Source organism: Candidatus Bathyarchaeota archaeon, assembly GCA_026014725.1.
Lineage (GTDB): Archaea > Thermoproteota > Bathyarchaeia > Bathyarchaeales > Bathycorpusculaceae > Bathycorpusculum.
Window position 1 is genome coordinate 252,601 of the sequence record JAOZHV010000044.1, and the last position, 12,014, is coordinate 264,614.

13 protein-coding genes and 1 tRNA gene are annotated in these 12,014 nt (G+C 44.1%); 5 read left to right on the forward strand and 9 right to left on the reverse strand.

All coding sequences use genetic code 11. The features are described 5' to 3' along the window. Nucleotides 1–23 precede the first annotated feature (23 nt). Nucleotides 24–97, reverse strand: a tRNA-Ala gene (locus tag NWE95_08820). A 132-nt stretch (nucleotides 98–229) separates the two neighbouring features. Further along, nucleotides 230–397: a DNA-directed RNA polymerase gene (locus NWE95_08825; GenBank protein ID MCW4003996.1), complete on the reverse strand. Its 168-nt coding sequence runs from the start codon at nucleotides 395–397 to the stop codon at nucleotides 230–232. Nucleotides 398–544: 147 nt separating this feature from the next. On the opposite strand from NWE95_08825, the gene NWE95_08830 reads away from it, so the two are divergent. Next, nucleotides 545–1,030 (forward strand): adenosine-specific kinase, encoded by a 486-nt coding sequence (locus NWE95_08830; protein MCW4003997.1) that lies wholly within the window; start codon nucleotides 545–547, stop codon nucleotides 1,028–1,030. On the opposite strand, the gene NWE95_08835 is transcribed toward NWE95_08830, so the two are convergent. Continuing rightward, nucleotides 1,027–2,016, reverse strand: coding sequence for a threonine/serine dehydratase (locus NWE95_08835; GenBank protein ID MCW4003998.1), 990 nt, complete (start codon nucleotides 2,014–2,016; stop codon nucleotides 1,027–1,029). The two genes, NWE95_08830 and NWE95_08835, sit on opposite strands and share 4 nt — an antisense overlap. Nucleotides 2,017–2,123: 107 nt before the next feature. Here NWE95_08835 and NWE95_08840 point away from each other — a divergent pair, with 107 nt between their 5' ends. Beyond that, nucleotides 2,124–2,957 carry an Mrp/NBP35 family ATP-binding protein gene (locus NWE95_08840; protein ID MCW4003999.1) on the forward strand — a complete coding sequence of 278 codons (834 nt, stop codon included), beginning with the start codon at nucleotides 2,124–2,126 and terminating at the stop codon, nucleotides 2,955–2,957. A 69-nt stretch (nucleotides 2,958–3,026) separates the two neighbouring features. Here the strand turns inward: NWE95_08840 and albA are convergent, their stop codons facing one another. Then, complete coding sequence (gene albA, locus NWE95_08845) at nucleotides 3,027–3,314, reverse strand: DNA-binding protein Alba (protein MCW4004000.1); 288 nt, start codon at nucleotides 3,312–3,314, stop codon at nucleotides 3,027–3,029. A gap of 236 nt (nucleotides 3,315–3,550) precedes the next feature. Here albA and NWE95_08850 point away from each other — a divergent pair, with 236 nt between their 5' ends. Next, nucleotides 3,551–4,321 (forward strand): transcriptional regulator, encoded by a 771-nt coding sequence (locus NWE95_08850; GenBank protein MCW4004001.1) that lies wholly within the window; start codon nucleotides 3,551–3,553, stop codon nucleotides 4,319–4,321. A 33-nt stretch (nucleotides 4,322–4,354) separates the two neighbouring features. Here NWE95_08850 and NWE95_08855 read toward each other — a convergent pair whose 3' ends face one another. From NWE95_08855 to NWE95_08865, 3 genes are all read right to left on the reverse strand, one after another. Continuing rightward, nucleotides 4,355–5,380 carry a DUF362 domain-containing protein gene (locus tag NWE95_08855; protein MCW4004002.1) on the reverse strand — a complete coding sequence of 342 codons (1,026 nt, stop codon included), beginning with the start codon at nucleotides 5,378–5,380 and terminating at the stop codon, nucleotides 4,355–4,357. Nucleotides 5,381–5,475: 95 nt separating this feature from the next. Further along, entirely contained in the window at nucleotides 5,476–5,733 is a 258-nt protein-coding gene (locus tag NWE95_08860; GenBank protein MCW4004003.1) for a hypothetical protein, read from the reverse strand. Between the two features lie 189 nt (nucleotides 5,734–5,922). Continuing rightward, nucleotides 5,923–7,563 (reverse strand): hypothetical protein, encoded by a 1,641-nt coding sequence (locus NWE95_08865; GenBank protein ID MCW4004004.1) that lies wholly within the window; start codon nucleotides 7,561–7,563, stop codon nucleotides 5,923–5,925. 140 nt (nucleotides 7,564–7,703) lie between these two features. Here NWE95_08865 and NWE95_08870 point away from each other — a divergent pair, with 140 nt between their 5' ends. After that, nucleotides 7,704–8,159, forward strand: a complete 456-nt coding sequence (locus NWE95_08870; GenBank protein ID MCW4004005.1) for a universal stress protein — start codon at nucleotides 7,704–7,706, stop codon at nucleotides 8,157–8,159. Between the two features lie 85 nt (nucleotides 8,160–8,244). Here NWE95_08870 and NWE95_08875 read toward each other — a convergent pair whose 3' ends face one another. After that, on the reverse strand, nucleotides 8,245–8,439 hold the full coding sequence (locus NWE95_08875; GenBank protein ID MCW4004006.1) for a hypothetical protein: 195 nt from the start codon (nucleotides 8,437–8,439) through the stop codon (nucleotides 8,245–8,247). 191 nt (nucleotides 8,440–8,630) lie between these two features. On the opposite strand from NWE95_08875, the gene pyrB reads away from it, so the two are divergent. Then, nucleotides 8,631–9,551, forward strand: coding sequence for an aspartate carbamoyltransferase (gene pyrB, locus NWE95_08880; GenBank protein ID MCW4004007.1), 921 nt, complete (start codon nucleotides 8,631–8,633; stop codon nucleotides 9,549–9,551). 2 nt (nucleotides 9,552–9,553) lie between these two features. Here pyrB and NWE95_08885 read toward each other — a convergent pair whose 3' ends face one another. Next, the gene (locus tag NWE95_08885; GenBank protein MCW4004008.1) at nucleotides 9,554–11,767 is read right to left on the reverse strand and encodes an ArsR family transcriptional regulator; all 2,214 of its coding nucleotides are present in this window, start codon (nucleotides 11,765–11,767) and stop codon (nucleotides 9,554–9,556) included. Nucleotides 11,768–12,014 lie beyond the last annotated feature (247 nt).

Consider the following 12,014-nt stretch of genomic DNA (forward strand, 5'->3'; position numbering starts at 1 on the left):
AATCACTAGAAAGCATGTATAAGTGGACCGGGGGGGATTTGAACCCCCGACCTCTTGAGTGCAAGTCAAGCGTTCATACCAACTGAACTACCGGCCCGTTGCTTTTCTTCCATTCATTAGCATTCGATGATATTTAGGTTTTGTTTGATGCAAAGGCGAATTACAAGAGGAAATGGTTGATTAAAAAATAAAATAGAATAAGCATACAACGGTTGATTAAGCGATTAGCTTAATATCGTTTTGGCCTTGCGGGTCGTTTCTTTGACCAACATTCTCGACAGTATACTGGTCTGTTTGGGTCTGGTTTGAATGGAACTTCGCATTCTTGACCGCATTCAGAGCAAGTTGCCTTGTGCATTTCTTTTCCGGACACTATACTTTCAACTCCTTCTAACATTTACGGTGCAAAAATTGCTTCTTGCAACGTCAGTATGCATTGTAATGAGAAATATAAAAATTTATCATTGACTTCACTCGCTCAAACACACGGTTAAAAGTTATATTTCTGCATCAGATAAACATAAACACGGAGACCTGAAGGATAATGGAGTTTAAACAGGTTAAAATTGATCCTCCTAAAGACTGCAACGTCATCTTAGGCATGGCACATTTCATAAAAACCGCTGAAGACCTCTACGAAGCACTGGTTAACTCTGTGCCCAACATCAAATTTGGGCTGGCTTTCTGCGAGAGTTCTGGACCCTGCCTTGTCAGGCAAGAAGGAAACGATGAGGAACTGAGGCGTTTGGTTGCTGAGAAAGCCTTCGAAATAGGCTGCGGTCACAGCTTTTTAATCTACATCAAAAACGCTTACCCGCTGAATGTTTTGGATAAAATCAAGAAAGTGCCCGAGGTCTGCACGATTTATGCTGCAACAGCCAACCCGCTGGAAGTTTTGGTTGCTGAAACTACGCAAGGAAGAGGCATCATCGGTGTTGTGGACGGATTGAAAAGTAAAGGCATAGAAACTGATAACGACATAGCGGAAAGGCGGCAGTTTCTGCGCAAAATAGGTTACAAACTTGGCTAACGGCATTCCCGTTGCGAGTCTACGATGCTTTTGAACAGTGAGTCGTCAATGTTTCCGCCAGTAATAACTACAGCCACCGTTTGACCGATAAACAAGCCACTGTTTTCCAGCAACATCGCAATGCCTGCAACGCCTGAGCCTTCAACGATTTGATTCTCGTTTTTCCAAAGCAAATAAACCGCTTTCCTAATCGTTTCCTCCTTAACCAAAACCACCCTGTCAACGTACCGTTGCGCGATTGAGAAGGTTATGGAGCCCCTCTCTATCCCGCCAGAGAGCCCCTCAGCAACAGTGTAAGGTTGGTGTCTGTGTGGGGAAACGATTCTGGCAGCCTTCAAAGACTCATACATAACAGGCACCGCCTCGGACTGAACACCAATAACTTCAGCGCTCGTTTTTTGGCTTTTAACCGCTATGCTAACACCCGAGATTAAGCCTCCACCCCCAACGGGCACAATAACCGCATCAACATTTGGCAGTTCTTTGAGAATCTCTAACCCGGCAGTTCCATGCCCAGCAACAATTAACTCATCATTGTACGGCGAAATGTAGAGGCGCCCCTCTTGTTTGGCGATTTCTTTGGCTTTAGCTTCAGATTCAGGATAAGTGTCACCATACAACAAAAGGTCAGCGCCAAACTGCCTTATCCCGTCAACCTTAACCTTCGGCGTGTTAGTCGGAACTACAACCTTAGCAGAAAAGCCGAGTTCCCGAGCGCCAAAAGCGACGGCTTGCCCGTGATTGCCAGCCGAAGCCGTCACAACTCCCAAAGCCTTCTCTCCTGGACTTAGGTGCAACAGTTTGTTTATGACACCGCGAATCTTGAATGAATGAGTGACCTGTAAGTTGTCAAGCTTCAAATAAACATCAGCCTTACATACCTCACTTAGAAAGTTTGAGCGTTTCAAAGGCGTTTGCTTCGCATAGGGCGCTATGACTTTTTGTGCTTCCCATATATCCTGTAGGTTCACCAATTCTATCACCATAAAACTATCTGCTGACTTGTTACTGTAGCACCATAAACTATTTTAGCTTACTTAAGAATCACCTAACAAACATTTGAACTGGTGTTTTTATGAGTTTAGAAAGAAACATGGCTCAACTGGAAGCTTACAGGCAACAACAATCCGAAGAGCAACAAAGGCTCAAGGATAGAATGGGAAAAATCAAACATAAAATAGCCGTAATAAGCGGTAAAGGAGGCGTAGGCAAGAGCACCATAACCGTGAACCTTGCCGCGGCTTTCGCCCAAAAAGGAAAAAAAGTCGGCGTTTTAGACGCAGATATTCATGGACCAAGCGTTCCAAAACTTCTCGGCTTAGAAGGACGACAAGTCAAAACTGGCCCGCCAGGTGTTTTCCCTGTTGAGGGACCATTGGGCATGAAGGTTATGTCTATTGATTTCTTTTTGTCCGAGCAGATGCCGACCATTTGGCGTGGTCCCCTAAAAATGAGAGCTATCCGCCAGTTTCTCTCAGACATCGTTTGGGGCGAACTAGATTTCCTCTTCATCGATTTGCCGCCTGGAACAGGTGATGAACCGCTCAGTATCGCTCAACTTTTGCCTGAAATTGACGGTGTAGTAATTGTTACTATGCCTTCGCAGTTGTCAAGCTCCATAGTCAAGAAAGCCATAACTTTCGCTCAACGATTAAACATGCCAATCATTGGCGTAGTGGAGAATATGAGCGGGTTTATTTGTCCGCATTGTGGTGAAAAAACCGAGATTTTCCAGGCTGGCGGCGGAAAAGACATGGCACAGCAAGCGGACATGACTTTTTTGGGCAGCATTCCCATTGACCCAAAGGTCGGTGTGGATTCGGATAAGGGAACGCCGTTTGTTTTGTCACAAAAAAATTCTGCGGCAACAGTGGCGTTCATGGAAGTTGTTGAAAAAGTCGAGGATTACCTCAACAAAAACAAGTAACTCTTTTTTTGGTAAAAAGGTTGGAGAGCTTAAAACTCCCGTTTTTTATTGGTTTGTCCTGCCATGGTTCTACTTAGATAGAGTAATTTCTATCGTGGAAACCATCCTGGACTTGTTTTCGCCTTCTCTTGGTGGCATCTCTGCGGTTCCGATTGCGATCTTTGTCACTTTAAGGTCTTTGATGAAGCGACTTCTGGTGATTTCTGCAACGTCAACGGCGGTGGTGATTGCTTGGCCTCGTGCTTTTAGAGTTATTTCTTTTTGGGCTCCTGAAGAGAATGCTGTTATGATAGCGAGCACATAGCTCATTGGTGGTTTGTTTCCAACGAAAATCACGTCATTAGATTTTTCTGCCATTTTTATTTCACTCCTTTTTATAGTTGTTTCTTTTGCAATGTTAGTAACGTTCTATCCGTCGGCTTGACTTTTGAACGTTACTGCATTAGTACGCTAATCTTCCTTATAAACGCAATTCAGCACTCAGACTCCGAGATAGTACTCAGGACATATAAGAATTCGAAGCCTGTCTCAAAAAGCGCTAAAGTTTTATACCTCAACCTGAAAGGGAAGAGTACGCATGGAGAATTATGCCAATGTCTGTGTCACCTAGTCTTCGAGAAGTTTTAGCTAGAAGAATCGCTGGAGAAATAATCCTCTCAAATAAGCCAGGGGCAACCATGCGTAAGTGGCGAGAACTTTTCGCAATTTCTCAGATGAATTTATCGGAAGCCATGAAGCTCTCCGCCTCCGTTATTAGTGACTATGAAAGTGGCAGGCGAGAAAGCCCGGGTGCAAAGTTCATCCGAAGGTTTGTACTTGCATTATTGCAGATTGACGAGCAAAAGGGTAGCCGCTTCATAAGAGAATTCGCAAAACTAACCAGTTCACCCAGCATGGCAGTGATGGATTTGCGTGAATTTCCCATTCCTGTACGTGTCGAATACCTGTGCAAAGCTATCGGCGGAGAAGTGGTTGCTTGCAGGGAAAAGTACGTTAAAGAGGTTAACGGCTACACTGTTATAGATAGCCGCAAGGCAGTTGAGGCATATTCTGGCTTGGACTACGCTCAACTTTTCGGTGCCACGACCGAGAGAGCACTGGTATTCACTAATGTTGAATCTGGATGCTTGCCCATGATGATTGTGCGAGTCAGTAGCTTAAAGCCTAGAATAGTAGTTTTCCATAAGACCCGCCCTGACGAAGAATCCGTGCGCATAGCTGAGTACGAACAGATACCGCTTATTTATTCTACTGCCCCAAATGTTGAGCAACTGGTGAAGTCTTTGCGTAAACTCTACCGCATAGCACTACGAATTAAACTAGGCAAAAAGCGGGTGCGCCCCCCGCCAAAAATAAGCACATAGGCTCCCTGAATATTTCAAGCATTTGTTTTTGACTTAGGCGAGTTTTCTTATTTCTGGTTTTACGTCCCCTTCTATTCCCAACGTCTTGGCTTCCTCAACCTGCAACATGCAGTCTACATGCGTCGCATCGTTGAAAACCCTATAATCAGCCATCTCTAGGAATGCGCCATCAATGGATACAGGCGAGTCAGCTGCAAGTACTCCTATATCTTTCATGACAATTTTGCCTGGGTTAGGCAAGCAGTCGCAGTACTCCGATATGTCCTTGGCAAAGCTGACGTAGGAAACTTTTTTTGGCTTGAATGTTGAGCGCACACCAAAAGCTGCTGAAGCAAGCGCCTTTGAGAGGTTTTCTTTGTTAACGTAGGTTATAGCTTGCATTGGGCAAACGTTGAGGCATACAGAGCAACGCATGCATAAAGGCGAGGTGTTCCTTGCTTTTCCCTCGATGATTTCAGGCAAGTCTAAACTGCAAGCTTCTTTACATTTTCCGCATCCTGTGCACTTTGAAGTGTCAATTTCTAAACCCACCGTGCGATGCTGCCGAAGTTTTCCAGCTCGCGAGGTGCAACCCATACCTAAATTCTTGATGGCACCGCCAAAACCGCTAAGTTCATGCCCCTTGCAATGGGAAACTACAATCATGGCATCGGCTTCCGCTATGGCGCCTGACACTTCTATTTCTTGCAGGATACCTCTTGTTTTTACTAATCGGTAATTTTCGCCTTTTAGGCCATCGGCAACAATGAATGGTGCCCTGTTAAAACCGTTTGTCAACGCGTTTATCATGTGGTCATAAGCGTTATGACGCTGCGCATGATAGTACGTGTTAGAATCGGTTAGAAAGGGTTTGCCGCCTGCCTCTTTAACCCGCCGGACTACGTCGTGAACAAAGAACGGTTGCACAAAATAGGGATTACCAAATTCGCCGACATGAATTTTTACGGCAACAAGGTCACCCTTCTCGATACAGTCAAAGGTGCCTGCAGCGTCATAGAGGCGGTTTGCCTCATCAATCATGTTGCGGCTAATATCCCATGGAACCAGGTGAACAGTCATACAATTATGCCCCTTTGCACGTATTTTAGCAATTATGCTTTCCATATAAAAGTAATGATAAGAAATAACAAACCAAACGATATCAGAATTAATAGCTAGTATTTTTTGCCTAAACTCAACTTTTTCTCAATCTCAGAAACATCTGCTTTGCTATCTGCCAAAATGTTTAGCCATAACTCGAACTCCGCTTGTGAAATCTCCTTTTGGATGATGCCTTTCTGGTCGCCTGAAAAATACTGGGAGGGCTGATTGGAATGCAGTTTTACGTAAAAAATGCGGTCTGCAATCACTATTTGTGAAGAACAGCCTGCCCGTTCGCCTGCGGCATAATCAATCGTGTAACCCAAGTCCATTGACCTCTGCTGAATGCGTTAGTTTGTCATTACTTAAAATTTTCTGTGAAAAAGACAATCTCCTGCTGGTACAGGTAATCCGAAAATTCATAGTCATGGGAGTAGTGGCAGGGGGATGCGGCGCTATTCTGTGGTTTAGTTGCTTTTTAGGTTTATTTCAGCCTTTGTTTTGATTGTGTAGGATACCGTTTAACTGCTGTTTGATGCTTGAACTGCTTTTTTATTACTTGCTTTTCTACGTTTAAAAAACAGGAATCCTGCAGCAAACACTATAGTTAGTATAGTAACGGTTGCCACCACAGCGATTGTGGGGAATAGTGCTACGCTGAAATAAACTGTCTTCTCTGCAACATTTCCCATTTCATCCGTTGCATAAACAGTTAAACGATGTGCCCCCTCGGACAATGCTAAGAGGGTTACGTTTCCAAGAATTGGTACTTCCTCAAGGCCGTCTAGGCTGTAAGCTAAATATGTAACATTTTCATTTGTGATGAAAGACAATTGAATGTTGGTTGAGTCGTAGGATTGATTTTTTGGAGTTATAATGGTGATGTCTGGTCCGATAGTGTCGATGGAAAAGTAAACAGTGTTCGAAGAACCCATGTTGCCCAGACTATCGTTAGCGTAAATAACTATGCTATGGCCCCCTTGAGGGATGCCGACAAGTTCTATTGGTCCTTGTATAGTTACATTGGCTTGGTTATCTAAACTGTAAGCCATCCATTCGGTTGCTCTATTAACCGTAAAGCTTAGCGATAACTTAGTGTAGGTTTTGTTTTCAGGAGAGGTAATTTGGACTTTTGGTGCAACTGTGCCGTAGTCTGCTGGTTTATACTGCTCATTAACTTTAAGCCAATTTGTGCCATCGAACCCTCCAATAGCGTATAGAATGTCGTCAACAACTGCGATGCTCAAATACGCTCTCGCGGTAGGCATTGGCTCAGCAATGTTCCAAGAGTTATTTTCTGGGAAATACACTCTATTTAGACCAGTAAATTCTCCTGAAGAGAACCCGCCAATATAGAATATTCTTTGAGGTACCATATATCCTTCGGTTGCCGCCGCTGCTCCATAACTGTTAACGTTGGGTAATTGAGCCGACATGTTCCATTCGCCTGTTTTAGGATTAAACACTTGGTTGGCGTCAGTTATGATGGTATTGCCTATTGAGATTGGTTCCCTTGAGCCTCCGATAATAAAGATTTTATCGTTTAGCACTGCTGAAGAGTAACCCTGAACTCCCATAGTCATCGCAGGTCCTGTACTCCAGCTATTATTCACAGGGTCATAAACTTCGTTTATGTCTGTTTCTTTGTAGAATGGGCTTTTGCTATCGTATTTCTTTCCACCAATAAGATAGATTTTGTCACCAACCACGCTTGCGCATAAATCAGCTCTAGGCGTAGGCATGGACGTTTTCGTTTGCCAAGTGTTCGTGGCTGGGTCGTAAACTTCGTTGTTTCCGATATATCCTGAGCCTACTGTTCCGCCTATTACGTAAATTTGGTTTTTGTAAACTGCGATGGCAAAACCGCTTCTCGCAGTAGGCATAGGAGTTTTGGTAGTCCACTGGTTTGTCGCAGGGTTATATTCTTCAACAACATTGAGTGGCGCATCTCCGTTTAAGCCGCCTATGGCATATATTTTCCCATTTACTACAGCGACGCCGAATCCGCCTCTTGCGGTCGGCATTGACGCCATACTAGTCCAAACGCCTTGGTTTTTTGCGCTAGCAGGTAAGACAGTAGCGAACGCTGGCAGAACTGCTGTTGTAATAAGCAGTGCTAGTAGGAATTGGGTTTGTTTCTTTATCGGTAAACCCCCAGCCATCTCTCCTCTATAGAATAACACTTTATGCTTATATTATTAAAGGGTAACTGAGCGGTAAAGTAATCAAGCAAACGATGACACAATGTGAGAAAAAAAGATTAATTCTGTGAAAGCATAATATTTTGCTTGGGTGTTATTATTTGATTAAGAGAGTCTTGGTTGCTGTTGATGGCTCGGAAAATTCTAACAGGGCACTGGACTTTGCATTAGACCTCGCCGAAAAATACAATGCCAATGTAACGGTGCTGAATGTTTCAGAATCGCCCGCTATGGGGGTAGTTTCCCTTGAACCTACTGAGCCTATGGCTTATGCAGGCGGCACTGTGGATTTTTATAAGGACTTTCACCGGTTTCATGAGGACATTTTAAGGAAAGCGGTGAATCGTGCCCGAGAATTTAAGCCTAATGTGACTGTTTCATCAAAGTTGCGGGAAGGTAACGCTGCCTCGGAAATTGTTGCTGAAGCAAAAGAGGGCGCGTTTGATATTATTGTGGTTGGGCATAAGGGGTTGGGCAGAGTTAAGGAGCTTTTTTTGGGTAACATCAGTGAGAGGGTAGCTCATTTAGCGCCTTGTCCAGTCATAATTGTTCGGTAGTTCGCTACTGCAATCTTTAAGGAAGGCTATAGTCGCTTGAGATTTAAGACGTGATGGGGAATAGACAAAGAAGGGATTGTTACGACTATGTGTGATTTCTGTTTCTGGCGCAGTAAAAGTTACCGTTTAACCGCACAAACGCCGGGCATTTTCCGTCGTAGCAGTGTTCTAACCATTGGCATGGCGCACGGACCTCGTGTACTCGAGGCATGTATCCATGTGAATTAACTTTTTCTTTTTGGGTTGTTCGTTTGGAGAGTTGTTCTAACATTGCTTCCATACTAAAACACCTCATCAGCTCCAATAGAAATTGAAATATTATTGACGACGTGTAGTAATTAAAACTGTGTTGCAGTCACTAGGCAACAACAAAAGCATATAAGCACTAAGCTGAAAAGACCTAAAAGTCACGTTTTGCATACAAAGTGTTATTTAGCAGTTAGGGGCTTTGATGTTTTTAGGTGCCATAGAGTGGAGTTCAAAGGAAGAGACATTGTATCTATCGAGGACTTCTCTCAACAAGAAATCAACCACATATTAACTGTTAGCAAGAAAATGGAGCCTCTTGCAAAAAGCGGTTCAGACATACTTAAAGGAAAAATTCTGGCAACACTCTTCTTTGAACCAAGCACACGTACACGACTAAGCTTTGAGACGGCGATGCTCAAACTCGGCGGAAACTACATTGGCTTTGCAGAACCCGACATCGCCTCTGTGCGTAAAGGCGAGAGTCTTGCTGATACTATTCGCACGGTAGAAAACTATTCTGACATAATAGCGCTACGGCACAGCTTGGAAGGCTCAGCGAAACTGGCAGCAGAATTCTCTAAAGTTCCAGTGATTAATGGCGGCAGTGGCGCTCAGGAGCATCCTACGCAAGCACTCATTGACCTCTACACGATGCGTAAGGAAAAGGGCAGAATTGACGGCTTAAAAGTTGCGCTCGTCGGCGACTTGCGCTATGGACGAACGGTGCATTCTTTGGCTTACGCTTTGGCGCTTTATGATGTTGAGTTGTTTCTTGTGTCGCCTGAATCGCTTAGGATGCGCAAGGATGTTCTTGATACGATAAAGAGCAAAATCCCAGTAACTGAAGCCTCGAATTTAGATGAGATAATGCCCAAAGTGGATGTTCTATATGTGACTCGAATACAAAAGGAACGCTTCCCTGATCCCACAGAATACGCTAAAGTTAAAGGCACCTACCGAGTAGACCTAAAAACGCTGGAAAACGCTAAAAAAGATCTAATTATCCTGCACCCTCTACCCCGCATAGATGAAATAGCCACCGAAGTAGATGCAACATCGCAAGCAAGGTATTTCCAGCAGGTATGGAACGGCATAGTCGTACGCATGGCACTCCTTGCACTAGTGCTAGGCGCAGTAAGATAATTTTAAATTGATGAAAAGCGGTCGAACGTTGTCAGCGTGCTCATCGCGCCGCATGAGGGGCACTTGTGCAGTGTGGCAAACCAGCTCTTTTGGCAGTTACTGCAGACGCTGACTTGTCTATTGTAAGTGAAAAATTCCGTAGCTTGATTCTCAATTAGGTGTCGTGTTAACTCCATGAGTGCTTCAGGTTTGTATTCTGCGCTTTCTAATTCTAGAACGTCTAAACTTCCGCCCAAGTTCAACCCCTTCATGGTCTGCGCCATCTCAAACATGCTGGTCGGCGCTTTGAGCGGTTCAGCGGCTTTTATCTGGATTCTATTTAGCGTTGAATAGTAGGGTTTTTCTCTTGTTCCAGAAAACTTCAACTTGGCAACCCCGTAACGTTCGATGTCTAGTTGCGCGAGGCGTTCAGCAGCTTCATGGTTGCCCAGCACGACGGGGTAAAGGCGTTTGCCGTATTTTCTCCCAAGCTTCTGTTTAAACGCCAGCACATTGGCAATTAGTTCCATGCTGAACCTGCGGCTCTCCTCTGAAGTTATGCTCTTTTCAGTGAATGCTTCTACTGCCTCCTTGAACCCTACAAGGTTAACTATGCGCAAGCAGTTTTCCAAACGGAAATACGTGTCACCATTACTCTTCTGCAAAAGGAACGGCAGAAAATTTTTCCCAAACTGCTTGAGAGCATTACCTTTTATTCCCAAGGCACGAGCAGCAAGTTCGAAGCGTTCCTTAACCAAGTCCAAGAATTTGTTCTTATCTTTCTCGCATTCTTGAGCAATTCTTGGCAAGTTAATGGTAACGCAGCCCAAGCATCCAGTGCGCAGAGTATCGGTTTCCCACTCACCTGTTAAGTCAGATGCAAATTTAACTCCTGAGGCAGCGAAAGCCACGTTTTCGTTTTCTTTTTTTGTCAAGTTGGCGAAATATGGGGCTCCGCTTTTTGCCGCTAGCTGGTGTGCTTTAAGAAGCATGTTTTTTGACTCTTCGTCGCCAAAGGTGGTATTGTTAATTTTTATGACAAGCTTTGGGCTAAGCAACGGCTTTGGTGAGCTTTCCTCTAAGAAAACGTCTAGAATAAGCGAAGTTAACAGTTGGCTTTCTTTGGCATAGTCGCCGTACTTGCCTACTGCTTTGCCTTGTGGTCCAATGGCTTCTTTCTCCGCGACCGATTTAGGAATGGAAAGTTCAAGCCCCAAAGATGCGTCTACGTGTTGGTTGAGGTTCAGAATAAACAGGCGCAGGGCTTCTTTTAGTTTAGCTACCTCATTGCCTCTGACAAACGGTGCAAGCGCCAAATTGAAGTAGTTGAATGTTTGTGTGCTGTTGGTTTCTTTGCTTGTGTGTAATAGCACGTTAAAAGCGATGGAGAGTGCTGATTTAAAATTGGCTGGCGGTTCCATGGAAACCTGCAGAGTGCCGTCGGGTCTTATACCGTGCTGGAAGAAGTACCGTATGTCATGGATGACCTCGTTGGGTTTGAGTATCCATGTTCCTAAACCATCAATGTGAATTGCTCCTGAGAGGTGAGCATCGGCGATGTCTCTTGGAAATATATTTAGTAATGTGTATTCTCCCAAGACGGTTTGTCCTGCCTTACTGATTGTAGCCGCTGAATCCTGTGTGGCATCTTTGGATTCGATGAGCACGGTTACCTCATGGACAGGCATGCCGACGCGGGTAAGTTTATGTCGGTAATCTTCATAACCCTTCTCAACCAAAATCCCATTCACAACTTCTCTAATCAACGAAGCAGTAAGATACTTTGTTTTTGACTTCATGAGGCGTTTCTCAGCTTCTTTAGCCGCTTTCTGTGCCAGTTCAGCGGGAACTTTTGCCTCTCTAATCAGTGAATTAGCGATTTTATTGGCATCAAACTCTTCGAGCGTTAAATGGGACGTGCGGACAACCATGCCCCTTGGCTTAACCGCTTTCTTTTCCACGCGGTCAGCAACGTCAAGCACCATTTTGCCAAGGTCCGTTAGAAAATATTTTTTTGCGTCCACATCTGCCTCAACCAAATCCGCCTTCAGCAGGAATTTGAGATGATAAGCGAACCTGCCTGCGTCTCGGCTTGGGTTCATTTTAAGTTGATTCATCAGTTCAGTGTAGGAGAGGGCGCTTTTGTCAAAGAGCAAGTTTAAAATTTGCAGCCTGAGGGGTGAAGAAACAGCTTTAAGCACTTTTACTCCTCGTGTACGATGCGGCGGATTAACCATGCTACCCCTTCTTCCTTAGCCCTTCAAATTTGGCGCTCTACTTATTATTCAACGGTTGACTTTAAACTTAACGAAGGATTTTTTATGGCAAACTTTTGTTGAACAAATCTGAAAATTGCGCTTGAAAACGAAAAAGATTGGTAGATTAAAGTAAGCAACCATTTCATAATGAATAAATTAACAACTTGCAATCAACTTCTGTTGGTATTGTAAAAAATTACCATTCGTTTGTTATACTTTTGTGTTC

Coding starts and splice junctions, on each gene's coding strand:
- NWE95_08825 (MCW4003996.1), bottom strand. CDS start 397: ATGTTAGAAGGAGTTGAAAGTATAGTGTCCGGAAAAGAAATGCACAAG.
- NWE95_08830 (MCW4003997.1), top strand. CDS start 545: ATGGAGTTTAAACAGGTTAAAATTGATCCTCCTAAAGACTGCAACGTC.
- NWE95_08835 (MCW4003998.1), bottom strand. CDS start 2,016: ATGGTGATAGAATTGGTGAACCTACAGGATATATGGGAAGCACAAAAA.
- NWE95_08840 (MCW4003999.1), top strand. CDS start 2,124: ATGGCTCAACTGGAAGCTTACAGGCAACAACAATCCGAAGAGCAACAA.
- albA (MCW4004000.1), bottom strand. CDS start 3,314: ATGGCAGAAAAATCTAATGACGTGATTTTCGTTGGAAACAAACCACCA.
- NWE95_08850 (MCW4004001.1), top strand. CDS start 3,551: ATGTCTGTGTCACCTAGTCTTCGAGAAGTTTTAGCTAGAAGAATCGCT.
- NWE95_08855 (MCW4004002.1), bottom strand. CDS start 5,380: ATGACTGTTCACCTGGTTCCATGGGATATTAGCCGCAACATGATTGAT.
- NWE95_08860 (MCW4004003.1), bottom strand. CDS start 5,733: ATGGACTTGGGTTACACGATTGATTATGCCGCAGGCGAACGGGCAGGC.
- NWE95_08865 (MCW4004004.1), bottom strand. CDS start 7,563: ATGGCTGGGGGTTTACCGATAAAGAAACAAACCCAATTCCTACTAGCA.
- NWE95_08875 (MCW4004006.1), bottom strand. CDS start 8,439: ATGGAAGCAATGTTAGAACAACTCTCCAAACGAACAACCCAAAAAGAA.
- NWE95_08885 (MCW4004008.1), bottom strand. CDS start 11,767: ATGGTTAATCCGCCGCATCGTACACGAGGAGTAAAAGTGCTTAAAGCT.